The sequence below is a fragment of the Devosia lucknowensis genome (genome assembly GCF_900177655.1).
In the GTDB taxonomy this organism is placed as follows: Bacteria; Pseudomonadota; Alphaproteobacteria; order Rhizobiales; family Devosiaceae; genus Devosia; species Devosia lucknowensis.
This window is the reverse complement of record NZ_FXWK01000001.1, coordinates 903,560-928,987: the sequence shown is the minus strand read 5'-3', so window position 1 is coordinate 928,987 and position 25,428 is coordinate 903,560. Positions and strand designations below refer to the sequence as shown.

Genomic DNA, 25,428 nt, shown 5'->3' with positions numbered 1-25,428 from the left:
GGTCCTCTGGTCAACCAAGATGGGTACAAGGGATAAAGCAGTCGGCGCGGGATGGCCAGCCTAGGTGCCCGGAGGCTGGGCAAAGTGGCAGCGTTAGTTCGTCGCGGCCTGCCTCGACCCAATGTCCGGTCGTACCCAACCTGCCAGCGTACCTTCAGACAGTGGGCCGGAGACCGTTACCTTGTGACGGGCCAGGGAAAAGCCAAGCTCCGCTGCTGCGGGAGCCTGAGCGGGATCAGCTTCGTAAAGGCTGAGGAACCCCCCGCAGAATGTGTCGCCTGCGCCTGTTGCGTCGACAACCGAAGCGGTCGGCAAGGGAGAGGCTTCGGGCAAGGCGGTGCTTTGAAAACCAGCCGCCGTCTCCCGATGGACGGTTGCGGCGAGATGGGTCCGCGTGACGATCAGCCAGCCAGGACGGAGTTGCGCTCCGATCGTGGAGACGTTGCCCCGTCCACCGAGACAATCGAGCTCCTCGGCATTGAGGTGAAGAATGTCGGCCTGGGCAAAGAGAGCCTCCAATGCTTCGCCACCCGGCGCGATCCATCCCATCCCCGGATCGAGAGATACGGCAATATCGGGATTGAGGTCCCTGGCAGACTGCAGGATCCGAGCGATCAGCAAGGGGGCCGCGGGATCGAGGAACGAGGTGACATGGATGATGTCTCGCTGGGCAATCGCAGACGCGAGCGCGAGGTGATTTGCTTCGAGCCAGGCCGCTATCCCGGCATTCGCGCCCAGCGCGGTCAGCAGCGTCCGCCCCAGCGGTTCGACCAAGGCAAGGCAAGTCGCAGGGGGGGCGTCGGAACACTGGACCAAGTCGCTCGACACGCTCCATTCGGCCAGGGCTTCGCGATGCGGGTAGCGCCCATCGACCCGGCCGGCGACGCCGAAGAATGCGAGGTCGTGGGCTGCGTCCGCATTGAGAAGGGCGACGACGCGCGCGACATTGAAGGCGGATCCACCCAAGTGGGTATCGGCACCGAGTTCGCGCAGGAGCTGCGTCCCGCGTTCGCCAACTTCATCGGGGACAGGCGTCTCGAGCAAGGCGGGGGCCATCACGCCGAGCGCGGGCAACACGGCGTCGGCGGGCCGCTGCAGGACAACGTCGCGGTTCATTGCGCCAAGAAAGCCAAGTCGAGCCATCAGGTGCTGGTAGCCCGCGATTGGGAAACACACAAGCGGGGCATTGGCGCAGGGCACGGGTTTGACGCGATCAGTCGCGTTCGGGCCAATGCCGTGTCACATGGCCGCCTGTCGCAAGGGCGAGATCGCCTTCAAACCGCGTGCCGTTTTCGGAGACGTATCGATAGGTGCCGCCCATCTGCGAGACGACACCGCGGATGAGGCGCAGGCCCATGCTGGCCGGCGCGTCCGGAACTTCGCCGATGCCGACACCGTCATCCGCCACGATCAGGTCAGCGCGCCCGCCGCCCTTGTCGCGCAAGGTGACGGTGATCGCGCCCTGACGTCCGTCGGCAAAGGCATATTTGAGGGCGTTGGTGACGAGCTCGCTCAAAAGCAGCGACAGCGGCGTGGCATGGTCGCGGTCGACCGGTGCGTGATCGAGCTCGTAGTTCACCGCGACATCGGCTCCGTAGGCATGAATGACTTCGTCAACCACGACACGCACCAGGTCGTGAGCGTCGATGTCCTCGTAGCGGTCGTGCTTGTAGATGTGCTCGTGCATCGCCGCCATGGCGCTCAGGCGGCTCTGCAGGTCGATCTTGGCGTTTTTGGGCATGTCCTGCATGCGCACCAGCGACTGCACCGACTGGAGGTTGTTCTTCACGCGGTGGTGGATTTCACGGAACAGCAGAACATTGGTCTCGTTTGCCGCCTCGAGTTCTTCCCGCCGGGCCGCATCGCGTCGCAAGAGGCGGATGATCCACAGTCCCCCGACGATGAGGCCCACCAGAATCGGGGCTGCGATGATCATCACGGCAATAATGGCGCCGCGCATGTCGTCCCAGGTCTTGTTCGTCGCGATGGAAGCCAGTGCGAGGATTTCGGTGCCCGGCACGGCGCGATAGCTGACTACGCGCGAAATGCCGTCCACCGGCGATGCCTCGGAAAAATACGTCCCGGCTTCGGACTGTGGCAGATAGTCGGTGATAAGGACGTGGTCGGAGAGATCAATCGCTTCGGAGACGCTGGGAAACCTGGCCATGAGCAGGCCGTCGCGACGGATCAAACTGATGGTGGATCCAGGCTCAAGGTCCAGATAGGACCAGAACGATTGCACCAGTGCGTCGGTGAACGACACCATGACTGCGCCGGCGAATGAACCGTCGCGAGAGAGCCGGCGCGAAAACACGAAGATGTTCTGATTGGTGAGGCGGCTCACCAGCATCCCCGACGTATACGAAGTCGCCCCCGCCTCCAGCGCGGTGAAGTATTCCCGGTCGGCTACGCTGACATTTTCTGCACCGTCCACGGTGGAAAAGAGCGTGTTGGCGTCGGCATCGATGATGTAGACGTCGATATCACCGGGAAGGCCCTGAACGGCCGCTTCGAGCACCTGAGGATCGGTGGAGAGGGTGGGCCCGAGCATGGCATCGACGCGCCGCAGGGTCTGGTTGGCGACCTGCGCCATCCAGCCGGCATTGGTCGCCACGACCTGAGCAGCGGCCTGCGATCGTTCCTCGAGCTGCGTGCGTGTCTGGGCAATGCCCTGAAAGACAAAGAAAGCGAACACGCTGGCAAAGGCCGCGACGCACAGCACGATGAAGCCGGCAGCAACGGTTGCCGCCCGCACTTCGCTGGAACGAGCGATGTTCCCCCTCGTCAGAGTCGCCTCCCCCACATTCCTGCCCTTTTTTGCAGGCTTTCGTTCCCCCGCAAAGTCCCCATGCCTGTTTTGTGGCCGATATCAACGCCGATGACGCTTTTTCGCCGCAGCGGCCGCAGGTTGCGCCACATTAACAGGACGGAAGGCGGATCATGGTAAGGCCAGTGCCCACGAGTGCCCCGAAAGGAATGACATGACAAAGATAAGTGCCCTGCTGACCGCCGGCGCCGTTGCCCTCGTGCTGGCCGGCTGCTCGTCCTTCGGCGGTAGCCCAGCGTCGCCCGGCGCGCTTTCCGCCGGCCTTTCGGCGCGCATGGACCAGCCCAACGCTACGCTCGACAGCCAGCAGGCGATCGGCCTGATCAACGCCTACCGCGCCACCCGCAACATGCCGCCGCTGGTGGCCGATGCGGGCCTCAACGGCACCGCGCAGGCACTGGCAAACCAGTATGCGCAGACAAACACTGCGCCCACGAAACCGCAGGCCTTGGTTCAGATGAAGCTCAGCGCCGGCTATGCGACGTTTGCCGAAACATTCTCGGGCTGGCGCAATAATGCAGCCGACGCCGTGGGTCTCGTCGCACCGGCGACAAAGGCGGGCGTGGCAGTCGCCTACAACCCGACTTCGAGCTACGGCATCTACTGGGTACTGGTCCTTGGCAACTGACGCCGATGTGATCGACGCCAGGGGGCTCAAATGCCCCCTGCCCGTCCTGAAACTGGAAAAGCGGCTGGCGCAAGTCGCCGAAGGGACCGCGATCACGGTCCTCGTTACGGACCCGATGGCAAAGATAGATATCCCGCTGCACTGTCGGCAGAATGGTCATGCCTATAGCCAGGACGACGGTCCGGACGGCATGCGCTTCATGGTGACTAAGGGCGCGGCCTAAAGGTCGGCCGGGCGCGGACGCGGCAGCGCGATATCGAGGCCACCGGCAGTAATGGCCGGCCGGAGGACATCCTCGATGGCTGCGCTTTCCACTGGCGTCGTAAACATCGGAACATGCGAGGGGCGAGGACGGGGCAGCGCGATTCCCGCCCGCAGGCGTCCAAGATCGACGGCGGTATACTCGCGGGGAGCGATGTCGGCCGTGAGATAGGACGGCTGATCCTTCAGGCCCATCGGAAATGCCGCTTCCTGGGCTGCGACATAGGCCTTGGCTTCGGCACCGCAAATCTGCGAACGCATGTCCACGGGTGCTGCGCCCACCGCATTGGGCAGGCTCAGCACGCTCTGCCCCTTGGGCGAAAGGCGCCCTGAAAGTGCGTCAAGGAAAAGACCGGCTGCCCGCTCGTTGCGCTCCCGCCCGGACGAGCCGCCCAGAACCACGGCGAGCAGCCGGCGACCGTCGCGATCGACGGTGGCCACGATATTGAGGCCGGACGCGCAGACGTAGCCGGTTTTCATCCCCGTTGTGCCGACAAAACCTTCAAGCAGGCCATTGTTGGATTCGAGGCGTGCCTTGCCGAGCCTGACAACGGCAGTCGAGAACATCGGCATGTATTGCGGGAAGGACTGCTCGATGTAGAGCGCGATGATCGCCAGGTCGCGAGCACTGGTGACCTGAGCCGGATCGTGCAGGCCATGTGGATTGACGAAATGCGTCGCCGTCAGGCCCATGCGCTGCGCGGCATCGTTCATCTTGGACACGAAGTCCGCCTCGCTGCCGCCGACGGTTTCGGCAATCGCAACGGCGATGTCGTTGGCCGATTTTACGATCAGAATGTAAAGCGCGTCCTTGAGACTAACGGCACTGTCCACGGGCAGGCCGGACTTGCTCGGCGCCTGATTGAAAGCCTTGCGGGAAATGGTGACCGGCATCTCCATGGTCACCGTGCCCTTCGCGAGTTCCTCGAACACGACGTAGGCCGTCATGAGCTTGGTGAGCGAGGCAGGATGCCACGGGCGGCCCGCATCCTCGGCGTAAAGTACGTCCAGCGTCGCCCGATCGACCACCAGCAGCGGATTGGCCCAGGCTGGCGCGAGCGCCGTAAGGGACAGCATCAGGGCGAGAACGAAACGGCGAACAATCGGCAAGGTGGAGAGACTCCAGACGGATCGGACGGGAAACGGCGCCCCTCTTAGCAGCCGACCCGAACAAGCTCAAGGAAAGCGGGGGCGGGTGACAGGGCTGTGAAGGTACTGACACGAAATGTCGGCGCCGCATGTAACTGTGCAATCTCTGACGAAGGAGACGAAAACATGACAACCCTGGTGACGATCCTGACCCCCGGTTATGCAGACTGGGAAACAGCGCTGATCAATGCTGCCTCGCGGCAATATTATGGGCTGGAGACACGCTTCGCGACACCGGGTGGAGAGCCGGTCACCTCCGCTGGCGGGCTTAAGGTCGTGCCCCATATGGCGGTGGAAGACATCGAGATCGATCGCGTCGATGCGATCCTGGTGAATGGCGGCACGATCTGGTCAACCGATGACTACCCCGATATTTCTGACCTGCTCCGCAACGCCCATGCGGCCGGCAAGACGATCGGCGGGATCTGCGATGGTGTCATGGCCCTGGCGCGCGCTGGTCTGCTCGACACAATCAGGCACACCGCCAATGGGCCGGAAAGTCTGCCGGATACCGGATATGGCGGCGTGGCACATTACGTCAGCTCACAGCGCGCCGTGCTCGACGGTGGCATCGTGACGGCGCCAGGAACCGCGCCGGTCAGCTTCGCGGGAGCGGTGCTCGAGGCTCTGGGCATGCGCAACGGCGACCTGGATTTTTACCTTGGCCTTTATGGCACAGAACATCAGGCCGCGTGACCGGTCCGCACATGGGTTCATGACTGGCATGTGCCGATCGGCATCCGACGGGCTAGTAACGGATAGTAACTGTGGCTATATTTGTGCCTGAGTTCCTTTCCAAGGAGGCACAGATGTCCCTGACCGATACTTCACAGCAGGCCAACTGCTCCGCCATGTCGGATGTGCTGAACCGCATCGGCGATAAATGGAGCGTGATGGTGGTGGGCATGCTTGGCCGCAGCGGCACGCTGCGCTTCAACGAGCTCAAGCGGATGATCAACGGAGTGTCGCAGCGCATGCTGACGCTGACGCTGCGTAACCTCGAACGCGATGGCCTGGTGACGCGCACCATCTATCCGGAAGTGCCACCCCGCGTCGAATACAGCCTCACCGAGCTGGGCAAGACGCTGCAAGTGCCGATCAGTGCCCTATGGGACTGGTCCGCCGAAAACCACCACGCAATCGTCGATGCGCGCGCGATCTACGATTCGCGCGAACTGGCGGTAACGGCGGAGACGCCGCGCAAAATCGCCTACGCGCGCGGCTGATCGCGCTCTACTGTTCCGTCCGCGCCATATGGGCGAAGCGATTGACGTCGTGAGGCATGCTGTTGAGCACCTCACGACGCGCTTCGGCGCGATGGCTAGCGGGCAGGTTAAGCGCATTGACGAGGGCTCGATACTCCTGGCGGGCGCTCATATGCGACATGGACGGAACGCCACCGAGGAGCTCGTCGTCGAGCGGATCGAACACCGTCATCCCAGTGGAAAAGAGCGAGCGGAAGATAACACGCTCGGCAATGCCGTCGGCGACCCGGCAGCCCAGACGCATGGCGATGCGCTCGAGCATGGTCTGCACCTGGCGCATGTTGCGTGAGGAAAGCATAGAAATGCGATTGCGGACCAGGATCCAGTCGATGTTCTTGCCGTCGATCGCCAGACGCTCCGAGCGCGCCCTCTGCACCAGACGCGCATAGTGGCTGAGTTCGCGCGGCTCACCGGTCATCGGATCGACCTGCGCCATGACGCTGAGATCGATGAGGCTGTCATTGACCGGCGTGATCAGCGTATCGGCGAGTGAATGTGCCAACCGCGCCAGGTTCGTGTCGAAGCCGGGCGTGTCGATGACGATGAAATCGGACTTGCCCTCAACCTCGCCGATGGCCTGACGGAACAGGTCGAATTCGATGCGATGGTTCTCGTGTGCCGAATCGCCGCGTGCGAGCGGCAAATGATAGTGCGTGCTGTGCGGGAGGCTCAGACCCTTGGCGCGCGCCCAATCCCGGCGATTGCGAACGTAGTGGGTCAGCGTCTGCTGGCGGCTGTCGACATCGATCGAAGCCACCTTGTGGCCCTGATACAAAAGAAACACAGCCAGGTGGAAGGCAGTGGTCGACTTGCCCGACCCACCCTTCTCGTTACCCACGACGATGACATGCGCGCCTTGCCGCACTGTCGACTCCCCAAATCAGTTGCGCGGAGTGTGTTGATTTGGGACGCTTCGCACAAGGGAAAACATGGTGAACCCAAAGCAAATGCCTGCGCCGCTCGGGATAGTGCGTAGTTTAGGCGTCCAAGCTTGCCACAATTGCGAAGGTTTGGTGAATAATCCATGCATTGAGCGCATGCGCGACCTGTCGCGCCGCCGCTGGTCAGCCAGTTCGAAGCGGCGCAATGTCCCCGCGTAGTCAAAGCTGCAGCAAGGGACCACACCCATGTTTGTACGTGCCGTCTGGCGCTTGAAGCGCCTCGTGGACATTAGGCAGACGTTGCGGGAAATGGATGTTCCATCGACGCGTGATGCCGATGTTTTGGGGATTACCGGCCCCGAGTTCGCGAAGATGACAAAGTCGCTATTCGATCGCTGAGCCATGCGCGACGCGCCAAATCTTTCGGTGGCCGCCGGAGAGCGCTCCGGCGGCCATGTCATTGCCACCAGTGTGAATGAACAATGAATGAGCACTGCCCAAGCCTTGCACAAAACGCATGGCAAGTTTGACCAATCTCCATCTGCTCGATCGAGTTGTGCCGGACTATATCTTTCCTTGCAAACGACAGGAGACTTCCAAATGGACATTCGCAAGACTTTCAAGAAGTGGGCCGCCTACCAGCAGACCGTGCGTGAGCTCGCAGCTCTCGACACTCGTCAGCTCAATGATCTGGGCATTTCGCGCACTGACATCAGCCGCGTTGCTCGTGACCATGCCAACTCGCTCTAATCGATACGATCCGATTACTTCGCACCGAACACCCGCATCTCTCTGAGACGCGGGTGTTTTCGTATCCGCCGGTCGTTGTGAACGATGCTGCCGGAACGAAGCCACTCCCTTGTCGTTGGCACCGCACACGCACATGACAAGGAGCAAACCATGCCAGAGCTCAACGGCAAACGCATCGCCATCCTCGCCACGAACGGGTTCGAACAATCCGAACTCGAAGTGCCGCTCAACAGCCTGCGCAAGGCCGGTGCCACCGTCGACGTCGTTTCGCTCGAAGCCGGCGAGATCAAGGGTTGGGACGAGAAGGATTGGGGCCGCTCGGTACCGGTCGACAAGGTGATCGGGGATGTCTCGGTCGACGACTACGATGGCGTCGTCCTTCCCGGCGGCCAGATCAACCCTGACCTGCTGCGCGTCGAACCCGAAGTCATCAACCTCATCCAGGCATTCTGGGCGCAGAAGAAGGTTGTCGCTGCGATCTGCCACGCTCCGTGGCTATTGATCGAAGCCGGGATCGTGAAGGGCCGTAAGGTTACTTCCTACAATTCGATCAAGACCGACGTGATCAATGCCGGCGGCCAGTGGGAAGACAGCCCCGTGGTGACCGACCAGGGGCTTATCACCAGCCGCAACCCCGGCGACCTCGATGCCTTCTCCCAAAAGATCATCGAGGAGATCAACGAAGGTCGGCACGAGCACCGCGCCGCGTAAACTTCGATTGAACCGACGTGGCGGGCTTGGTATCTCGCTCGCCATGTCAAACGAACCCATTCATATCATCGGCGGCGGCCTCGCCGGATCCGAAGCCGCGTGGCAGGCCGCAGAAGCCGGCGCCAAGGTCATTCTCCACGAGATGCGCGGCATCAAGGGTACCGATGCCCATGAGACCGATGCCTTCGCAGAACTCGTGTGTTCCAACTCGTTCCGCTCCGACGACCATGAGCAGAACGCCGTCGGTCTGCTGCACGAGGAAATGCGGCGCTGCAATTCCCTGATCATGCGCGCGGCCGACCAGCACAAGCTGCCGGCCGGCGGCGCACTGGCCGTGGACCGCCACGGCTTTTCAAGCGCGGTGACCGAGGCCATCAGCAATCACCCCAACATCACCGTGATCCGCGAGGAAATCGCGGGCTGGCCGCCCGGCGAGTGGAAGCACGTGATCATCGCAACGGGCCCCCTCACCTCCCCGGCCCTCGCTGAGGCAGTGCTGGAAAAGACGGGTGAGGATTCGCTGGCGTTCTTCGACGCGATCGCCCCGATCGTGCACTATGACAGCATCGATCACGACATCGCGTGGAAGCAGTCGCGCTACGACAAGGCCGGCCCTGGCGGCACAGGCGCGGACTATCTCAACCTGCCGATGGACAAGGACCAGTACTTCGCCTTCGTGGACGCGCTGAAAACCGCGCCGCTGCACGAATTCAAGGACTGGGAAAAGGTGCCCTATTTCGACGGCTGCCTGCCGATCGAAGTCATGGCCGAGCGCGGCGTGGAAACCCTGCGACATGGCCCGATGAAGCCGGTGGGCCTGACCAACCCGCGCAACCCGACCGTCAAGCCCTATGCCATCGTGCAACTGCGCCAGGACAACGCCCTGGGCACGCTGTGGAACATGGTCGGCTTCCAGACCAAGATGCGCTACGGCGTGCAGACCGAAATTTTCCGGATGATCCCGGGTCTAGAGAATGCGCAATTCGCAAGGCTTGGCGGTTTGCACAGAAACACGTTCATCAACTCACCCAAGGTTTTGTCGGCAGATCTTAAACTGAAGGTCGATCCGCGCATCCGTTTTGCCGGGCAGGTTACGGGCGTCGAAGGGTATGTCGAAAGCGCGGCATGCGGACTGATCACGGGCCGGCTGACAGCAGCCGAGGCGCTGGGCGGATCGATGGGCACGCCGCCCGTCACCACAGCACTCGGCGCATTGATCGGACACATCACCGGCGGTCATATGGAAGCGGAAGCCTATAGCGGTGCGCGCAGCTTCCAGCCGATGAACGTCAACTTCGGTCTGTTCCCCGAAGTGACGATCACCAAGCCTGAAGGCGTGAAGCGCTGGCGCGGACCGGAAAAGACCATCGCCAAGCGGCGCGCCATCACCGGTCGCGCGCTGGAAGACCTGAAGGCCTGGGCATGACACCTCAGGCACTCGTCGCCTATCTGCACGAGCACATCCCGCTCTCGCGAGCGATGGATGTGTCGGTGCTGTTGGCCAGTGCAGAAGAGGTGGTACTCGAAGCGCCGCTCAATCCGAATATCAATGTGCACGGCACGATGTTCGGAGGCAGTGTCGGCGTTCTGGGCCTGCTGGCGGCGTGGTCGGTTCTGCATCTGCGGCTCGAAGCCGAAGGCATTGCCAACCAGCTGGTGATCCACAAGACTGAGACGGAGTATCTGCGACCCATCGGTGGCACGGCGCGGGCCGTGGCTCGGCTGGACGGCGCGGACTGGGGTGGTTTTATCCATACCCTGCAGCGGCGTCACAAGGCGCGGCTGACGGTTTCGGCCGATCTCGAATATGCCGGTGAGCTCGCGGCGCGGCTGCGTGGGGAGTTCGTGTCGATCTTGGAGGGATAGAGACGCCTGGCGTCTCGAACCAAGCCCCGGATTTGGGCTTGTTGCGTTACCGGTTCCGCAATGCCCACCAGGTCAGCCGAGCGATCTTTCGCCAACTGGCCTCTTCGGTCGGCACCGAGAAGGCGCCTGCCGCATGCCGCTGCCAGGCCAACACCTGCTGCTCAAGCACAGCTGTGATGGCAAAGGCGGGGCGCAGCGATGCCGGCAGCGTGGCGATGGCCGTTTGGGCCTTGGCCAGATGGCTCCCGGCGAGTTCGGCGATCTGGCTGAGGGCCGCGTGCAGCCCCTCGCTGTCCTGGCCAGCAAAGATTTCCGCTTCGCGGACGCCGTTGGCTTCGAGGATGGACCAGGGCAACATGATGCGACCCTGCGCCGACACGCGGCCGAAGGCACGCAGGTGTCCGATCATGGCCTGAGCAACGCCGAGGTGGCCCGCCGCATCCCCCTGCTCCACCGGTCGGCCGCCATTGAGGATCATGGCCGAAAGCTGCAGCAGGGTGGATGCCGTTTCCCCGGCATAACCTTCGAAGGTTTCAAGATCCGGCATGGGATCGTCGTAGAGGTCGAAGCGCCTCGCGCCGATCAGGCGCTGAAGCGTACCGACGGGGAGAGCATAGGTCTCGATGGTGGTCAGCAGCGCGTCGGCGAGCGGGTTCTGGCGAACTGCGCCATGACCATCACCGATAAGAGTGTCATTCCACCACTGCAGGCGTATTTCGCCCGGCTGGGGACCCGACACGCGCTCCCTGATCGCGGCGACATCGGCATTGAAAGCATATAGTGCCGTGATGCCCGGGCGGGCGGTCTGCGGCACGACCAGCGTTGCGAGAAACCGGTCATGGTCCATATCCCGCAGCGTCTGACCGGCGTGGGTGCAGCTGTCTTCCGCCATCAGCGGGCATTCTCCACGGCGATGAGGGCGGCCGCAACGGCACGCTCCTCGGCCAGAAGGACGTTGTAGGTGCGGATCGCCCCGCCAGTCTGGGTGGGTTCGACGATGATCCTGCGTTCGCGCAAGGCGGTGCGGATGGCGGGATCGATGGCCACGATGTCCGTGCCAAGGCCGATCAGAAGCACGTCGATGTCATCGGCCTGATCGAGGACGGGCTGGAGGCTGGCGAGCGTCAGTTCGGCCGGCGACGAAACCGACCATCCGGACATCCCATTGGGCAGGCAGAGCAACGAGCCCTTGTGGGACATTTCGGCGAACCGAAATCCGCCATTCCCATACGCGTCGATGCCGACCTGCTGGGGAAAGTGGGCACTGGTGATGTCGCTGATCATTGCCGCTCCCTTGAGGACGCTTGTGCTGTCACTGTCGCAGGCGGTCGAGGTCAGTGAGCGCCGATGGTGGTCCACGGGTCGAGCCCGAGGACGGATGGCTGGTGAAGGAGCGTAGCCCCCTCACCTGCCCTTGTCCGATACAGGATCAGACCGAAGCGCCGTCGTTGGACTTGATCTTCTTCTTTTCCTCGGCGGCCTCTTCCTCTTCGCTCTTCTGCTTGAGACCGAAATTGATGAGGATCGGGCCGTTGATGATGACCGAAGAGTACATGCCCACGAGCGAACCGAAGGTCATGGCAATGGTAAAGCTGCGCAGAGCCTCGCCGCCAAACAGCACCAGCGGCACGAGAGCGAGAAGCACGGTGAACTGCGTCAACGAGGTTCGCACGATCGTCTGGTTGATCGAAAGGTCGATCAATTCAGGCAATGGCATGCTTCGATATTTGCGCAGGTTTTCACGCACGCGGTCGGACACGACCACGGTTTCGTTGAGCGACAGACCGACAAGGGTGAGCACCGCCGCGATGGAACTGAGGTTGAACTCGAGCCCCGTCAGCGAGAACAGACCGATGGTCATGATGATGTCGTGCGACGTGGTGGTGACGGCCGCCATGGCGAACTGCCATTCGAAGCGGAACCAGATGTAGATCAGGATACAGAAGAGCGCGATGATGACGGCGATGGTGCCGGTCCAGGCCAATTCGCCCGAGACGGTGCCGCTCACCGCTTCGGTGCGACGCACTTCGTAATTGTCGCTGGCAAGCGCGTCCTGAACCTTCTGCACGGCGACCTGGTCGGCAGACTGGCCGCCTTCCTGAGCCTGCACGCGCACAAGCACGTCCTGCGGCGTACCAAAGCCCTGGACCTGAATTTCGCCCAGGTCGAGACCGGTCAGCAGTTCGCGCACCTGGCCGACATCGGCCGGGCCACCGACATGCTGGACTTCGATGGCGGTTCCGCCCACAAAGTCGATGCCGAGATTGAAGCCCTTGGTGAATGCGGACCCGATTGAAACCAGCGACATGATGATCGACAGGGCGATCACGTAGCGCGAAATCTTCATGAACGGAATCTTGGTGCCGTCCGGAATGAAGCGGAAATGCTGGATCTTGAGGGTCTTGGGACGGGTGCGCTTGTACCACAGGTTCACCTGGTAGGACGTGACCGTGTAGGACGTGAAGAGCGAGGTGAGAATGCCAAGGCCAAGCGTCACGGCGAACCCCTGGATCGGGCCCGAACCCATGAAGTAGAGCACGACGGCAGCGACCAGCTGGGTCAGGTGCGAGTCGATAATGGTGCCCCAGGCGCGTTCAAAGCCGGCATTGATGGCTTGAAGCGGCGATTTACCGGAGCGCTGCTCTTCGCGCATTCGCTCGTAGATCAGCACGTTGGCGTCGACAGCCATACCGATGGTCAGAACGATACCGGCGATACCAGGCAAGGTCAGCGTGGCGCCAAGCGTCGACAGCGCGGCGAAGATCAGGATGATGTTGAGGATCAGCGAGACGTTGGCGAAGACACCCCAAAGGCCATAAGCGATGACCATGAAGGAGAGGACGAGCACCGATGCCACGACGCCGGCGGTGAAACCGGCCTGGATGGAGTCGGCGCCAAGACTGGCGTCCACCGTGCGTTCTTCGATCACGTTCAGGCTGGCAGGCAGCGCGCCGGCGCGCAGCAGCACAGCGAGGTCGTTGGCCGACGCAGTGGTGAAACTACCGCTGATCTGGCCCGAGCCGCCGGTGATCGGCTGCTGGATAACGGGCGCAGTGATGACGGTGTCGTCTAGAACGATGGCGAAGCGCTGGCCGACATTGCGGGCCGTAATGTCGCCGAAAGCGATTGCGCCGCGGGTATCGAACTTGAAGCTCACCACAGGGATGCCGCGCTGCTGGTCGTAGGCCGGCTGGGCATCAACCAGGGACTCGCCACCGATCGCCACGTCTTCGTAGAGCAGTTCCTGCCCACCTTCCTGCGTCGGCACGATCATGGTGCCGACGGGCAGGCCCTGGGCCTCGGCCTGTGCCGGGGTCATCCCCGGATAGACCATGTGGAAGGTGAGACGCGCGGTCTGCGAAATGATGTTCTTGAGGCGTGTCGAATCGCCGAAACCGGGCACCTGAACCATCACGCGGGTGTCGCCCTGGCGCTGGATGGTCGGCTCGGTCGTGCCCAGCTCGTCGATGCGCGAGCGGATCACCTCGATGGACTGGGCCACCAGCGAGCTCATGCGCTGGGTAATGCCTTCGTCAGTAAGCGTAATGGTAAGCTTGCCGTCTGCCGTTTCGCCGAAACTCATCTCGTTGACGCCCGTTCCGGCGCCGAACAGCGAATTGCTGAGGTTGTTCTGCAGGCCCTGAATCGCGGTTTCGGCCGCGGCCTTCTGGGTCGGGTCGGTCAGCTCGATCTGGATCGAGTTGGTCGCCAGATCGGTGGTGATGATGTTGCCGATGGCATTCTGATTGGCCAGGACGTTGCGCGCGTCGCGACGGATGTCGCTCAGCCGCTGCTCGACAATGCCGGTGCGATCCACTTCCAGGAGCAGGTGCGAGCCGCCCTGCAGATCCAGACCCAGAACGAGCCCCGGCTGCGGCAACCAGCCTGGCAAGGCTTCCTGAACGCTTTTGGGCAGAAAATTCGGTGCCGCCAGCAGGATGCCGGCAAGGGTCACGAACAGGATTACGAATACGCGGAACGGCGACTGGTTCATAAAAGGCGTCCTGGAAAGGCATAAGGCCGGAGCCCTTGGGCTCCGGCCAGTTTCGGCAACTTAGGCCGGCTTGTTGTCGTTAACCGGTTCGGACTTGGAGCGGACATCCGCCACCATGCCGCGCACCACCTTGACCTTCACGCCCTGGGAGATCTCAATTTCGAGATCTTCACCATCGACAGCCTTGGTGACCTTACCGACGATACCACCGGTGGTCACGACCGTGTCGCCGCGACGGATAGCGGACAGCATGGCTTGCTGGGCCTTGAGGCGCTTCTGCTGAGGGCGGAAGATCAGCAACCAGAAAATGACGACCAGAAGGGCGATCGGCATGAGCTGGATGAAGATGTCGGCCATCCCGCCTGGGGCTCCAACGGCATCCTGCGCATAGGCGGGCGTTACAAACATCAAGCGAACTCCTTATCGATTCTTTTTCATGGATTGGAGGAAGGGGCGACCCGGTCCTGCGACACGCGGACGGTGGACGCTATCGGGCTTGCCTGCACTTGCGCCCCGGCCAAAATCGCGCGGACTATACATTTGGGGTTAGCTTAATGCAAAGCCAATAAGGACGCGCAGATTGCCGCGCCAACACTGAAGGACTTGTCGGTGAAAACCAAAGATAATCTGGGCAGGATTGCCGATGCGCTGGAAACCATAGCGCGCGCCATGACCGGGGACGACACCCATCGCGATTATGTGCTCGGCGCCGCCAACGCCTATCATTGGCAGGGTGAAGACGGCACGATGCTGCCAGTAAATAAGGTATCGCGCGTGCCCCTGGCGATGCTCAGGGGCATAGACCACGTCCGCGACCTGTTGCTGGCCAATACCGAACAATTCGCGCGCGGGCACGGCGCCAACAATGCCCTGCTCTGGGGCGCGCGCGGCATGGGCAAAAGTTCGCTGGTCAAGGCAATCCACGCCGATATCGAGGCCCGCGACGGGTTCGAGAGGCTGGTGCTCGTCGAAATTGCCCGGGAAGATCTCGAGACCCTCCCTGCCCTCATGCGCATGATATCGGGGCAACCGGCACGCTTCATCGTCTTTTGCGACGACCTCAGCTTCGACAGCGGAGAGACCAGCTACAAGTCGCTCAAGACTATTCTCGATGGAGGCCTCGAGGGCCGGCCGGACAATGTGCTGTTCTATGCAACATCCAACCGGCGCCACCTGATGCCGCGCGACATGATCGACAACGAGCGTTCCACCGCGATCAATCCTGGTGAGGCGGTCGAGGAAAAGGTGTCGCTTTCGGATCGATTCGGGTTGTGGCTCGGTTTCCACAATTCCGACCAGGACAATTACCTTGCGATGGTGTCAGGTTATGCCGACTATTACGGCCTTGGCATCGATCGCGAGACTTTGCGCGCGCGCGCCATCGAGTGGGCGGCGACGCGCGGCGCCAGATCCGGCCGCGTTGCCATTCAATTGGTGCGCACCCTTGCCGGTGAAGAGGGCAAGGTGGTCTGAGCCGAACACCCGCGGCGACGGACCCGGTTGCCGAAAGCCAGAAAACGAAGAAGGCCGGGCACCACTCCCGGCCTTCTCGATTCTGGAGGCAGGCGTCGTCTTAGCTGGCGAGCAGCGGAACCGGATCGACCGGCGTCGCACCCTTGCGCAGTTCGAAGTGCAGCTGGGGACGGGAAACCGAGCCTGTCTGGCCGACGGTGCCGAGCGAGTCGCCGCGGTTGACCGTGGCACCCTTGGCGACGCTCATGTCCTTGAGATGGGCATAGGCAGACACGTAGCCATTCGGATGGCGGACGAGGACCAGGTTGCCGTACCCTTCGACGCCGGAGCCGACATAGATGACGGTGCCATTCTCGGCGGCCTTGACGCTCGAGCCTTCGGGCACGTCGATATTGATGCCGGTGCCACGAGACGCGGCGAAGTCGGTGATGATGCGACCGGAAACCGGCCAGCGGAACTTGTCATTGCCCGACGGAGTCGGCTCGGCCGCGGGAGCAGTCGCAACCTGGACGGGAGCGGCGGGGGCAGCCTCAACCGGAGCGGGAGCAGGCGCTGTTGCTGCAGGGGCTGGTGTCGTGGCGGCCTGAAGGACATTGCCGCCAGCCAGATTGGCAGGACGATCGGACGGGAGACCTGCGACAGAAGCCTGCGGCGCGGCGCTGGCGACCTGTACCGGAGCGGTACCAACGAGATCGGCACGGCCGGGAATGATGATCTTCTGACCGACGACGATCTTGTCGGGCGAGCTCAGGCCGTTGGCATGAACGAGAGCCTGCGTGGTCACGTCGTACTTGCGTGCAATCGTGTAGAGCGACTCGCCGCTGGCAATGGTGTGCGTGTAGGCGTTGGTATTTGCCGCGGCCTGGACCGGCACGGCGGAATTGACCGGGAGAGCGGCATTGGACGGGGTGCCCATGGCAACGGCAGCGGGAGCCGCCGGCAGAGGGGCAAGGTTTTGCTGTGCGGGCATGGCTTGCGTGGTTCCCATAGAAGACGACGAACTCAATGCAGGAAGGGGCTGGGTCTGAACCCCGGAGCCCGAGGCTCCGATCGGCGAGGTCATGCCGGAAGGCTGCATGAAGCCGTTGCCCACTGGAGCTGGTGGGAGCGTGTTGCCACCACCCGACCAGGACCCACCGACATTTGCCGGCGGAAGATATTCCATGCTGGCAACCTGGACGCCCTGAGGCGCTCCGAGCGATGCGGGCATGGGCTGATTGAGGGTTGATGGCGCCGACTGCGCTACAGAGCCGGTGACGGTAGAGTCGCCGAAATTTCGACTCCCCAGGCTCGAACAGCCGGACAGACCAACAGCGGCGATCACAAGGCCGGTCAGGGCCAAGGCACTTTTATGGGTCCGCGGAAAAACGCGATTACTCATCGGCTTACTCGTACGCAGGTACTCAACAACTGAGCTTGACGCTACGCCGGTAAGGTAAAGACGAGTTTAAAGTCGATGCGATTTGAGCGAATTCGTGTCAGGCAGATTCAGAGAGCGGTAAGGTTAAGAGGAGAAGGCCGTTCACGGGTGTGGGAGCACGGCAATCGCATGGGCAAGCGTCCGTCCCCGTTTGCATTCTACCGACGGTTCCGCACTCGGAGTTGATCCGAGTGCGGCCCGGTGGAGTTGGCAGGGGCTGGACTTTACCGAGCCTTCTTCAGCTCGATGCTCCCCAGCCGCTCAAGAGCGCCCTGGTGAGTCTGCTGCAGAGCAAAGGGCGTGACCGTGATGGCGTTGCCGCGACGCAGGACTTCGAAGTCTGCCTTTGGATCAAGCGGCTTCGGCGTTTCCGGAATTGCCATGAAGAACCGACCGGCATTGTCGCTCGGATAGTGCCGGATGGGCGAGCGCGAGAAGCGCTGATGCGGCACGGCGACGAGCCCTGCCACTTCCGAGACGCCGCAGAAAGGAAAGTTGACGTTATAGAAGACGTCGTCGCCACGGTGCGCAGCGACGATCGCGTCAACGACCTCGGCGCCGAATCGGCTGGCGTTCGTCCAATCGGGGCTATGCGTCACCTCGTAGTCCATCGACTGGCTCATGGCGATGCCGATCGCGCCCTGAAGCACGCCTTCCCGGGCGCCTGCCGCTGTGCCGGAGCAATTGACGATATCGCCCAGGTTCTGGCCGGCATTGACGCCTGACAGGACAAGGTCCGCCGGTCTGTCGGCCAGCAGATGGGTCATACCCACGACCACGCAATCGGCGGGCGATCCGCCGGTGACGGCAAATCGGCGATGGCCATGCTCCTCAAGCGCGAGTTCGCGCCCGAAGCTGAACCGATGCCCTGCCCCGGACTGATTGCCATCGGGCGCAACAACCCAGACATCGTCGGAAATCGCCGCCGCGATCTCGGCCATGATGGCAATGCCGGGCGCGTCTATGCCGTCGTCATTGGTGATGAGGATGCGCAAGCTCATGCGCGCCGGCCGATGGACTTGAGACCGCCCATATAGGGCTGGAGCGCTTCTGGGATGAAGACCGACCCGTCTTCCTGCTGATAGTTTTCGAGCACGGCGATAAGGCAACGACCCAGGGCTGTGCCCGAACCGTTGAGTGTGTGCACGTAACGCGGAGCCTGCTTTTCGCCAGCCGGACGATAGCGCGCTTCCATGCGACGGGCCTGGAAATCGCCGCAGACCGACACGGACGAGATTTCACGATAGGTGTCCTGCCCCGGCAGCCAGACTTCCATGTCGTAGGTGCGGCGGGCGCCGAACCCCATGTCGCCCGTGCACAGCTTCATCACGCGGTAGTGCAGGCCGAGTTTCTGGAGCACGGTTTCAGCGGCGACGAGCATGCGCTCGTGTTCGTTCTCGCCTTCTTCCGGCGTAGTGATGGCGACCAGCTCAACCTTGTTGAACTGATGCTGGCGCAGCATGCCGCGAGTGTCGCGACCGGCCGACCCCGCTTCGGAGCGGAAACAGGGCGTTAGCGCGGTGAAACGCAGAGGGAGTTCTTCCTCGGCAAGAATGGATTCGCGAACCATGTTGGTGAGCGGAACCTCTGCCGTGGGGATAAGCGCCAGCCGGCTGTCGCCATGCTGGGTGAAGAAAAAATCGCCATCGAACTTGGGCAATTGCCCGGTGCCGTACATGGCTTCGTCGCGCACCAGAACAGGCGGCTGCACTTCCATGTAGCCGTGCTCGGTGGTGTGCAGATCGAGCATGAATTGGCCAAGAGCCCGTTCGAGGCGTGCAAGCTGACCCTTGAGGACCACGAAGCGGCTGCCAGACAGCTTGGCGGCAACTTCGAAATCCATATCCTTCTCGGCGACGCCGATGTCAAAATGCTCCTTGGGAGCGAAGGCGAAGGATGGCTTGGGCGGACGGGCGCGCGCCGCGGTTTCGGGCGAACCGTTCGGGCCGAAATAGGCGACGTTGTCGTGCTCATCGTTGCCGACGGGCACGTCATCGAGGGGAACGTTGGGAATGCTGGAGAGGAGTGCCGCCAGTTCGGCGTTGAGGTCGCGTTCGGCCTTTTCCCAGTCCTGGGTTTCGGCCTTGGAGGTGATTACCCTCGCCTTCAATTCCTCGGCGCGATCCTTTTCGCCCTTGGCCATCGCCTGGCCGATCTCCTTGGAGACCTTGTTGCGGGTTTCCTGGAGTTCGTTGAGCGTCTGGATTGCCTTGCGACGGCGTTCGTCGAGCGCGACGATGTCGGCGGAGTGGACGGAGACATTCTTGCGCGCCGACATAGCTTTGTCGAAGGCTTCGGGATTGTCTCGGATCCACTTGATATCAAACATCATGCATACGGGCCGACGCCCGCCTCTCCTGTGATCGGGACTGTTTACGGAGGAGGCAGAGGGGGTGCAAGGGGAAAGGCGGTCAAGGCCGCCTCAACTCGCGCCATGTCATTGCGGCGAACGCCGGAATCCAACCGAGGTGTGGCAACGGTGATCGCTGCAGGTGCCCGAAAGGGCGGATGTGGGTCCCGACCTTCGTCGGGACAATCCGGTGGGCGAGAAGCGGGGAGGCTTAAGCCTCTTTGGCCTGTTCCGCTTCCTGCGCAGCCAGGGCAGCCTTGCGGCGCTTCTCGACCATGCGCACCGAAAGGATGGCAAGCTCGTAGAGGCCGTACATGGGCAGGGCCAGGCCGATCTGGGAAATCGGATCGGGAGGCGTGATGAACGCCGCCACGATCAGGATGCCGACGATGGCATAGCGACGGCCCTTCTTGAGCTGTTCCACGCCCACGAGATCGAGCTGGGCGAGGAGCGTCAACACGACCGGCAACTGGAAACAGATGCCGAAAGCCAGGATCAGCGTCATGGCGAGGGCAAGATATTCCGAAACTTTGGCGAGAAGCTTGATCTCTTCGGTCTGCATGCCGGCGAAAAAGCCGAGGGCCATCGGCAGCACGACGAAATAGACCATCGCTGCGCCCAGCAGGAAGAAAACCGGCGTGGCGACCAGGTAAGGCACCAGCGCCTTGCGCTCATGCTTGTAGAGGCCAGGGGATACGAAAGCGTAGATCTGCGTCGCCAGATAGGGAAAGCCGATGAAGACGGCGCCGAAAAAAGCGAGGTTGAGCTGGGTGAAGAAGAATTCCTGCGGCGCCGTATAGATCAGCTCCATGTCGCCCGGATTGGGGTAGATCGAGCGGTACGGGTTGAGCAGGATGTCGAAGATTTGTCCGGCAAACAGGAAGCAGACGATCATCAGCACGACAATGGCGATGGCGCTGTGAATGAGGCGTTTGCGGAGCTCGATCAGATGATCGAGCAGTGGCGCCTCGCTTCCGGCCAGTTCGTCCTGTGGCTCAGCCTTGGACTTGTCTTCGATCTGCTCCGACTTGGTGTCTGCCATCATTCAGTCTTTCCGGCAGTATCGACAGGCTTCTTGCGAGATGCGCGCGGTTTGGCCACCGGCTTTTCCTGCGAAGCGGCCTTGGGCGTAGCGGCCTTGGACTTGGCAGGCTTGCTCGCAGCCTTCACCGCTTTCGGCTTGTCGACAGCAGCAGCTGCTGCCTCGGCTTCGGCGAGGGCGGCCTTGGTGCGTGCGGCCTTCGACTTTGCCGGCGCCTTGGGAACCGCAGCTGGAACGGTTTGCGTCTTGCTAGCCGCCACCTTTTTCGAGGCGGGGCGAACAGCCTTGATCGGCTCGGGCTTGACCTGTTCGACGTCCTCGCTCGCAGACGTAGCCGGCTTGAAGCCGTAGTCGGCGGCTAGTTCGTCGTTGGATTTTTTGGCAGGCGACATGCCCGCCTGCTGCTGGATGGCCTCGACCACGCTCTCGGTATTGGGATCGGTGGGCTTGAGGGCACCGGATGGCTGCTCCTTGCCGTCCTTGCCGATGGCGTTGAAGTCGCGGCGGATTTCGTCGGCGGTCTTCTTCAATGGCGAGGTGATGGAGGAGCGCAGATTGCGCACTTCGTCCAGGCCTGTGGTCTTGTTGATCTCGCGCTGGAACTCGCGCCCCATGCGCTGGATCTGACCGATCACCTTGCCCACACGCCCCATGACGACAGGCAAATCCTTGGGACCGATGACGATCAGCGCAACCACGCCGATCACCAGCATCTCTGTCCAGCCTAGGCCGAGCATAAAACTATTCTCCGAACGGCAGCGAACTGCCTGCAGCAGACATCAGAGCGGAGAAACGCCTCAGGCGTCCTTGCTCTTGTCCACCTCGCGCGCCTCGACTTCGGCGGACGTCTGGATACGTTCCGCCGGCTTGTCGTCGTCGCGCATGCCCTTCTGGAAGGCTTTGATGCCTGAGGCGACTTCGCCCATCATGCCCGAGATCTTCCCGCGGCCGAACAGCAGGATGACGACGACGGCGACGACGAGAATGCCCCAAATAGACGGCGCGTGCATAGTATTCTCCCTAGAAGTCCAGATACGCGTTACACGCGATAGATAGCCCGAGAAATAGGTTTAATCGCGCCCAAACACAAGAACGTGTTCCCCTGCTGCGTCAGAAAGGCCGGTCATCCTCAGTTTTCTTGGTCGTCAAGTTCCGTATCGCCCATATCTGATGGGTCCAAGGGATCCTCGTCATCCCGCAGGGCGCCGTCGAATGGCAGAGGGATCTGGAGATCGTGCGGGAGGCGTCCCGAGAGCAGACCGGAGCCCTTCAATTCGTCGAGACCGGGCAGATCCGAAAGCTGTTCAAGACCGAAATGGTCGAGAAATGCCTCGGTGGTCCCATAGGTGACGGGTCGGCCGGGTGTACGGCGCCGCCCGCGCATCCGCACCCAGCCTGCCTCCATCAAGAGGTCCAGCGTCCCCTTGCCTGTGGCGACGCCGCGAACCTCTTCGATCTCGGCGCGCGTCGAGGGCTGGTGATAGGCAATGATCGACAAGGTTTCGAGCGCAGCGCGCGACAGTGGCCGCGTCTCGTGCTCCTCGCGGCGCAGCAGGAAACCGAGGTCTTCGGCGGTTCGGAAGGCCCAGCCTTCGCCACGGCGAACCAGATTGACGCCCCTGCCCTCATACTGGCGCTGAAGCACCACGAGCAGGCCGTCCACGTCGACCCCTTCCCCGAGATACGGGACCAGCTCCGCAGCGCGAAGCGGCTGGGTCGACGCGAACAGCAGCGCTTCGACAATGCGCAGATGGCGCCGGAGAACGTCGCCAGTCTCGTCGTCCGGATGGCTCACGTCATGCCTTTCTTGCGGCGACGCATGAGCAACGGCCCGAAGGTTTCGGTTTGCCGAATATCGATCTCGCCCTGCCGGACCAGTTCGAGGCTCGAGGCGAACGTCGAAGCCCTCACTGTCGCGCGCTCTCCAGGAGCGGTGAGATAGTCAACCAGATAGGCATCGAGCGATACCCATTCCTGGCTGTCGCCGATGAGTCGCTGGAGGATGTCGCGCGCGTCCTGCAATGCCCAGACGGTGCGCATTCGCGGGGCGTACTCCATGGTGACGCCGCGCTCGCGTTGAGACGAATAGGCCTTGAGGAGATCGAACAGCGTCGCTTCCCAGGTCGAGCGGCGTGCTATCTCCATCGGTTCGGGCTCGCCTCGGGCATAGATCTGAAAGCCTAGTCGAGGCAGGCTCATGAGGCGGCTGGCAGCGGTGCGCATGGCCTCGAGCCGCTTCAAACGGAAATGGAGCATGGCGGCCAGCATCTCGCCGCTCGGCTCCTCGTCGCCTGGTGCCTGCGGCACCATCAGGCGGCTCTTGAGGTAGGCGAGCCAGGCCGCCATCACGAGATAGTCGGCTGCAACTTCGATGCGTCGCTCGCGGATCGTGTCCACGAAAGCCAGGTATTGCTCGGCCAGGGCAAGCACGGAAATGCCCGACAGATCCACCTTCTGGCGGCGCGCCAGATCGAGCAGCAGATCGAGCGGGCCCTCGTAGCCACCAACGTCGACGCGCAACACATCGTCGGCAGGCGCCGCCGCCGGCGTGTCGAACCAGTTGGTTTCAGCATTGGTCATGTGCAGTCGGCACCAATGGGGTTCACGCAGCATCCTTGGCCGCTAGCCGCGCCAGCGTCAAGCAAAGTCGCGGCGCCCCTTTTGCGCTTATGGCAGCAGGCACTCGCCGCCGGCGGCCCGGACATTGGTGCAGATATTGGCAGCGCTTTCGCGGGACGGCGCCGGAACGAGAACGCGGTAGTAGATGCCCCGTTCGCCGAGGTCCACGCGGCGAATCTCCGGCGAAGCACCACCGAAGAGGACACCATACCGCGTGGAGACGGCCTGGGCCGTCTGCTGGGCCTCCGCTTCGCTCCGCTGCGAAGCCAGCTGCACATAAGCCGCTGCAGTGCCACCGGTGGTCGTGGTAGCCGCCGGAACGGTTGGCGTCGCGGCCGGCGCTGCAAGCGGCTGGGTGGTTGCGGTTGGCGCTGCGTTTGCAGCGGAGATGGCAGACGATGCCGCAGTCGCGAAATCAGCCGGCCGATCCATAGGAATGGTCACGGTGCGACCTGCGAGTGGCGCTCCAGCAGCATCGACAACCGGGACCGACGAACCTGCCGTCACGGCCGGAACCGCGGGGGTCGTAGGTGCCGTTTCGGTGGCCGTTGTTGCCGTGGCGGTCGCCGCTTCAGCCGATGCATTGGCGATCAGGTCCGGCGTAGAGAAATCAGCGCCCGGGACATCGGGTACGTTGGGTCGATCGACAGGCAGAATGGCGGATCCGGCAAGGCTGTCATTGCCGCTGATAATGGTGCCATCGGGACGCACGGTGACGGTGCGCACCTTGCGGTTGACGAGCCCGTCCTGGTTGGGATCAACCTCGGTGCCGTCGACACCGGCAATCACGCCCGACGTTCCGGCCGGAGGGGTATTAGCGGCCACTACAGCGTCGGTGTCGGCTTGGTCACGCGATACGATCTGCTCGTCGGCGCCGGTGTTGGCTCCGGAAATCTCGTTGAAGACAACCGATTGCGGCGCCGGCTCGGTCGTGTCGACCTCCGGCACTTCCTTGGTGGGCGTGGTGTCGGCGACCAGGAGCGGCGCAGGACCCGAGGTCGTGCCACCCTGCCCCAGGACCCAGTACAGGCCACCGCCAGCCACCGCCAGAAGTGCAACGGCGACAAGGGGACCCGCGACAGCCCGGCTCATGCGGAAACCGGCGCGTGGAGGCCGCACCATGGGTTCAAAATCGTCGGCCGACGCCTCGGACGGCGCGCCCTGTCCGGCATTGACCCATTCTACATGCGCTCCCGTCGCCGCGGCGGCGGCAAGGATCGCTTCGTCGACAGAACTGACCTCCACCGACGAGGTCGGTGACGAGGTTCGCGCGCGCGGCTCCGGCTGGACCGGGGCGGCGACCGCAGGTTCAGGCAAGACGGGCGTAGCAAGGCTCCGCAGCGTCGGTGCCGGCGATGGGGCTGGAGTTGGTTGCGGTGCAGGAGCCACAGTCGGACCAGCCGCGTTCATGCGGACAGCAGGGCCGACGAGGCGTTCGATTTCATCGAGCGGATCGGCGGGCTCGGAGACCTCGGGCTGCGACGCTTCGGGTACTGGTGCCACGGGCGAAAAGACGGCCGGCGTCGTTGCCGCAGGCTGCGTCGCCGGGACCGGGCGCTTCTGATCCGACGCCTCAGACGCAGGCTGTCCAGAACCCAGGCCGAAAACCGGCGGAACGCCGAAATTGTCGGAGGATGCGGGGCGCGGTGTCGGAGCCAGCGGTTCCACCGGAGGTTCTTCTCGCGCCGGGCCCATGTCAGCGGCCAGCTCTGCGGCAATCAGATCGGCAAGGCTGTCCTGATCGAGCATGGCCGTCTCGTCCGCCACGACTTCGGGCTCGACCACCCGCACAGACTGAGGAACTGGGGCGATCGGTTCGGATCGCGCAGTGGTCGGCGATGTAGCCGACGGCGCCGCAGGCGAAGCGCCAAGATCGAAATTGAACGCGAAGGCTTCGCCGCCTTCAGGCTTCTTCAGTTCGGCACCAGGAATGCGCACAGGCGTGGAAGGCGCCTGGTTTGCCGTCGTTCCCGACGAAGCCGAGAAATCGAAACGAGGAACCGGGGCTGGCGCTGCATCTCCAGGAATACGAACAGGCTTGAGCTGGTCTGACGCCTTGGCCGGCGTCGCCTTGGCGTCATCGGCCATCAAGCGTGCGAGTTCGGCGATGAGATCGTCAGGTGCGTCTGTCTGTGCGGCCATCGATTGCGGTTTCGCTGCATTTATCCGGCAGCGCCCCTAGAATGCGGATA

At 62.7% G+C, this 25,428-nt stretch carries 26 protein-coding genes; 9 read left to right on the top strand and 17 right to left on the bottom strand.

Annotation, left to right across the window (positions count from 1 at the left end; translation table 11 throughout):
• Positions 1–93: 93 nt before the first annotated feature.
• Entirely contained in the window at positions 94–1,116 is a 1,023-nt protein-coding gene (locus CCK88_RS04375; RefSeq protein ID WP_170926349.1) for a carbohydrate kinase family protein, read from the bottom strand.
• 97 nt (positions 1,117–1,213) lie between these two features.
• The gene (locus CCK88_RS04370; RefSeq protein ID WP_140048882.1) at positions 1,214–2,803 is read right to left on the bottom strand and encodes a sensor histidine kinase; all 1,590 of its coding nucleotides are present in this window, start codon (positions 2,801–2,803) and stop codon (positions 1,214–1,216) included.
• Between the two features lie 178 nt (positions 2,804–2,981).
• Here CCK88_RS04370 and CCK88_RS04365 point away from each other — a divergent pair, with 178 nt between their 5' ends.
• Together CCK88_RS04365 and CCK88_RS04360 are read left to right on the top strand one after the other, a co-directional pair.
• Positions 2,982–3,455: a CAP domain-containing protein gene (locus CCK88_RS04365; protein WP_086469290.1), complete on the top strand. Its 474-nt coding sequence runs from the start codon at positions 2,982–2,984 to the stop codon at positions 3,453–3,455.
• On the top strand, positions 3,445–3,678 hold the full coding sequence (locus tag CCK88_RS04360; RefSeq protein WP_244557425.1) for a sulfurtransferase TusA family protein: 234 nt from the start codon (positions 3,445–3,447) through the stop codon (positions 3,676–3,678). The genes CCK88_RS04365 and CCK88_RS04360 overlap by 11 nt, the downstream gene beginning before the upstream one ends.
• Here CCK88_RS04360 and CCK88_RS04355 read toward each other — a convergent pair.
• Positions 3,675–4,826: a D-alanyl-D-alanine carboxypeptidase family protein gene (locus tag CCK88_RS04355; RefSeq protein ID WP_086469288.1), complete on the bottom strand. Its 1,152-nt coding sequence runs from the start codon at positions 4,824–4,826 to the stop codon at positions 3,675–3,677. The genes CCK88_RS04360 and CCK88_RS04355 overlap by 4 nt on opposite strands.
• 165 nt (positions 4,827–4,991) lie before the next feature.
• Here CCK88_RS04355 and CCK88_RS04350 point away from each other — a divergent pair, with 165 nt between their 5' ends.
• Complete coding sequence (locus tag CCK88_RS04350; RefSeq protein ID WP_086469287.1) at positions 4,992–5,561, top strand: DJ-1/PfpI family protein; 570 nt, start codon at positions 4,992–4,994, stop codon at positions 5,559–5,561.
• Between the two features lie 113 nt (positions 5,562–5,674).
• Entirely contained in the window at positions 5,675–6,091 is a 417-nt protein-coding gene (locus CCK88_RS04345; protein ID WP_086469286.1) for a winged helix-turn-helix transcriptional regulator, read from the top strand.
• Positions 6,092–6,098: 7 nt separating this feature from the next.
• Here the strand turns inward: CCK88_RS04345 and CCK88_RS04340 are convergent, their stop codons facing one another.
• Positions 6,099–6,995 (bottom strand): division plane positioning ATPase MipZ, encoded by an 897-nt coding sequence (locus CCK88_RS04340; protein WP_086469285.1) that lies wholly within the window; start codon positions 6,993–6,995, stop codon positions 6,099–6,101.
• Positions 6,996–7,611: 616 nt separating this feature from the next.
• Between CCK88_RS04340 and CCK88_RS04335 the strand changes: the two genes are divergently transcribed.
• The 4 genes from CCK88_RS04335 (at position 7,612) to CCK88_RS04320 (ending at position 10,338) form a co-directional block, all read left to right on the top strand.
• Positions 7,612–7,761, top strand: a complete 150-nt coding sequence (locus CCK88_RS04335) for a DUF1127 domain-containing protein (protein ID WP_086469284.1) — start codon at positions 7,612–7,614, stop codon at positions 7,759–7,761.
• A 150-nt stretch (positions 7,762–7,911) separates the two neighbouring features.
• Positions 7,912–8,472 (top strand): type 1 glutamine amidotransferase domain-containing protein, encoded by a 561-nt coding sequence (locus CCK88_RS04330; RefSeq protein WP_086470806.1) that lies wholly within the window; start codon positions 7,912–7,914, stop codon positions 8,470–8,472.
• Positions 8,473–8,515: 43 nt separating this feature from the next.
• Entirely contained in the window at positions 8,516–9,898 is a 1,383-nt protein-coding gene (trmFO, locus tag CCK88_RS04325; RefSeq protein WP_086469283.1) for a methylenetetrahydrofolate--tRNA-(uracil(54)-C(5))-methyltransferase (FADH(2)-oxidizing) TrmFO, read from the top strand.
• Positions 9,895–10,338 (top strand): YiiD C-terminal domain-containing protein, encoded by a 444-nt coding sequence (locus tag CCK88_RS04320; protein ID WP_086469282.1) that lies wholly within the window; start codon positions 9,895–9,897, stop codon positions 10,336–10,338. The genes trmFO and CCK88_RS04320 overlap by 4 nt, the downstream gene beginning before the upstream one ends.
• 46 nt (positions 10,339–10,384) lie before the next feature.
• Here CCK88_RS04320 and CCK88_RS04315 read toward each other — a convergent pair whose 3' ends face one another.
• From CCK88_RS04315 to yajC, 4 genes are all read right to left on the bottom strand, one after another.
• Positions 10,385–11,230: a phytoene/squalene synthase family protein gene (locus CCK88_RS04315; protein ID WP_086469281.1), complete on the bottom strand. Its 846-nt coding sequence runs from the start codon at positions 11,228–11,230 to the stop codon at positions 10,385–10,387.
• Positions 11,230–11,622 (bottom strand): Mth938-like domain-containing protein, encoded by a 393-nt coding sequence (locus tag CCK88_RS04310; protein WP_086470805.1) that lies wholly within the window; start codon positions 11,620–11,622, stop codon positions 11,230–11,232. The genes CCK88_RS04315 and CCK88_RS04310 overlap by 1 nt, the downstream gene beginning before the upstream one ends.
• A 145-nt stretch (positions 11,623–11,767) precedes the next feature.
• Entirely contained in the window at positions 11,768–14,332 is a 2,565-nt protein-coding gene (gene secD / locus CCK88_RS04305) for a protein translocase subunit SecD (protein WP_086469280.1), read from the bottom strand.
• A gap of 60 nt (positions 14,333–14,392) precedes the next feature.
• Positions 14,393–14,740, bottom strand: a complete 348-nt coding sequence (gene yajC, locus CCK88_RS04300) for a preprotein translocase subunit YajC (RefSeq protein WP_086469279.1) — start codon at positions 14,738–14,740, stop codon at positions 14,393–14,395.
• A gap of 195 nt (positions 14,741–14,935) precedes the next feature.
• Between yajC and CCK88_RS04295 the strand changes: the two genes are divergently transcribed.
• Complete coding sequence (locus CCK88_RS04295) at positions 14,936–15,805, top strand: ATP-binding protein (RefSeq protein ID WP_425290607.1); 870 nt, start codon at positions 14,936–14,938, stop codon at positions 15,803–15,805.
• Between the two features lie 100 nt (positions 15,806–15,905).
• Here the strand turns inward: CCK88_RS04295 and CCK88_RS04290 are convergent, their stop codons facing one another.
• From CCK88_RS04290 to CCK88_RS04250, 9 genes are all read right to left on the bottom strand, one after another.
• Entirely contained in the window at positions 15,906–16,775 is an 870-nt protein-coding gene (locus CCK88_RS04290; protein ID WP_170926348.1) for a M23 family metallopeptidase, read from the bottom strand.
• A gap of 674 nt (positions 16,776–17,449) precedes the next feature.
• Positions 17,450–18,226 (bottom strand): 5'/3'-nucleotidase SurE, encoded by a 777-nt coding sequence (gene surE, locus CCK88_RS04285; protein WP_086469277.1) that lies wholly within the window; start codon positions 18,224–18,226, stop codon positions 17,450–17,452.
• Positions 18,223–19,554, bottom strand: a complete 1,332-nt coding sequence (gene serS / locus CCK88_RS04280; protein ID WP_086470803.1) for a serine--tRNA ligase — start codon at positions 19,552–19,554, stop codon at positions 18,223–18,225. Before serS ends, surE begins: the two co-directional genes overlap by 4 nt.
• 232 nt (positions 19,555–19,786) lie before the next feature.
• Positions 19,787–20,620 (bottom strand): twin-arginine translocase subunit TatC, encoded by an 834-nt coding sequence (gene tatC / locus CCK88_RS04275; RefSeq protein ID WP_244557424.1) that lies wholly within the window; start codon positions 20,618–20,620, stop codon positions 19,787–19,789.
• Positions 20,617–21,354, bottom strand: a complete 738-nt coding sequence (gene tatB, locus CCK88_RS04270; protein ID WP_086469276.1) for a Sec-independent protein translocase protein TatB — start codon at positions 21,352–21,354, stop codon at positions 20,617–20,619. The genes tatC and tatB overlap by 4 nt, the downstream gene beginning before the upstream one ends.
• A gap of 60 nt (positions 21,355–21,414) precedes the next feature.
• A complete protein-coding gene (locus tag CCK88_RS04265) occupies positions 21,415–21,627 on the bottom strand; it encodes a twin-arginine translocase TatA/TatE family subunit (RefSeq protein WP_086469275.1) in 213 nt (70 codons plus the stop codon).
• Between the two features lie 119 nt (positions 21,628–21,746).
• A complete protein-coding gene (gene scpB, locus CCK88_RS04260) occupies positions 21,747–22,412 on the bottom strand; it encodes an SMC-Scp complex subunit ScpB (RefSeq protein WP_086469274.1) in 666 nt (221 codons plus the stop codon).
• On the bottom strand, positions 22,409–23,197 hold the full coding sequence (locus CCK88_RS04255) for a segregation and condensation protein A (RefSeq protein ID WP_086469273.1): 789 nt from the start codon (positions 23,195–23,197) through the stop codon (positions 22,409–22,411). The genes scpB and CCK88_RS04255 overlap by 4 nt, the downstream gene beginning before the upstream one ends.
• Positions 23,198–23,284: 87 nt before the next feature.
• Positions 23,285–25,378 (bottom strand): SPOR domain-containing protein, encoded by a 2,094-nt coding sequence (locus CCK88_RS04250; RefSeq protein WP_086469272.1) that lies wholly within the window; start codon positions 25,376–25,378, stop codon positions 23,285–23,287.
• Between the last annotated feature and the right edge of the window lie 50 nt (positions 25,379–25,428).

Bases quoted from the DNA above. Each gene is read 5' to 3' on its own strand.
- serS (WP_086470803.1), bottom strand. From the start codon at position 19,554: ATGTTTGATATCAAGTGGATCCGAGACAATCCCGAAGCCTTCGACAAA.
- yajC (WP_086469279.1), bottom strand. From the start codon at position 14,740: ATGTTTGTAACGCCCGCCTATGCGCAGGATGCCGTTGGAGCCCCAGGC.
- CCK88_RS04335 (WP_086469284.1), top strand. From the start codon at position 7,612: ATGGACATTCGCAAGACTTTCAAGAAGTGGGCCGCCTACCAGCAGACC.
- CCK88_RS04365 (WP_086469290.1), top strand. From the start codon at position 2,982: ATGACAAAGATAAGTGCCCTGCTGACCGCCGGCGCCGTTGCCCTCGTG.
- surE (WP_086469277.1), bottom strand. From the start codon at position 18,226: ATGAGCTTGCGCATCCTCATCACCAATGACGACGGCATAGACGCGCCC.
- CCK88_RS04320 (WP_086469282.1), top strand. From the start codon at position 9,895: ATGACACCTCAGGCACTCGTCGCCTATCTGCACGAGCACATCCCGCTC.
- tatC (WP_244557424.1), bottom strand. From the start codon at position 20,620: ATGATGGCAGACACCAAGTCGGAGCAGATCGAAGACAAGTCCAAGGCT.
- tatB (WP_086469276.1), bottom strand. From the start codon at position 21,354: ATGCTCGGCCTAGGCTGGACAGAGATGCTGGTGATCGGCGTGGTTGCG.
- trmFO (WP_086469283.1), top strand. From the start codon at position 8,516: ATGTCAAACGAACCCATTCATATCATCGGCGGCGGCCTCGCCGGATCC.
- CCK88_RS04350 (WP_086469287.1), top strand. From the start codon at position 4,992: ATGACAACCCTGGTGACGATCCTGACCCCCGGTTATGCAGACTGGGAA.
- CCK88_RS04265 (WP_086469275.1), bottom strand. From the start codon at position 21,627: ATGCACGCGCCGTCTATTTGGGGCATTCTCGTCGTCGCCGTCGTCGTC.
- CCK88_RS04375 (WP_170926349.1), bottom strand. From the start codon at position 1,116: ATGAACCGCGACGTTGTCCTGCAGCGGCCCGCCGACGCCGTGTTGCCC.
- CCK88_RS04330 (WP_086470806.1), top strand. From the start codon at position 7,912: ATGCCAGAGCTCAACGGCAAACGCATCGCCATCCTCGCCACGAACGGG.
- secD (WP_086469280.1), bottom strand. From the start codon at position 14,332: ATGAACCAGTCGCCGTTCCGCGTATTCGTAATCCTGTTCGTGACCCTT.
- CCK88_RS04345 (WP_086469286.1), top strand. From the start codon at position 5,675: ATGTCCCTGACCGATACTTCACAGCAGGCCAACTGCTCCGCCATGTCG.
- CCK88_RS04255 (WP_086469273.1), bottom strand. From the start codon at position 23,197: ATGACCAATGCTGAAACCAACTGGTTCGACACGCCGGCGGCGGCGCCT.
- CCK88_RS04250 (WP_086469272.1), bottom strand. From the start codon at position 25,378: ATGGCCGCACAGACAGACGCACCTGACGATCTCATCGCCGAACTCGCA.
- CCK88_RS04310 (WP_086470805.1), bottom strand. From the start codon at position 11,622: ATGATCAGCGACATCACCAGTGCCCACTTTCCCCAGCAGGTCGGCATC.
- CCK88_RS04315 (WP_086469281.1), bottom strand. From the start codon at position 11,230: ATGGCGGAAGACAGCTGCACCCACGCCGGTCAGACGCTGCGGGATATG.
- CCK88_RS04290 (WP_170926348.1), bottom strand. From the start codon at position 16,775: ATGCCCGCACAGCAAAACCTTGCCCCTCTGCCGGCGGCTCCCGCTGCC.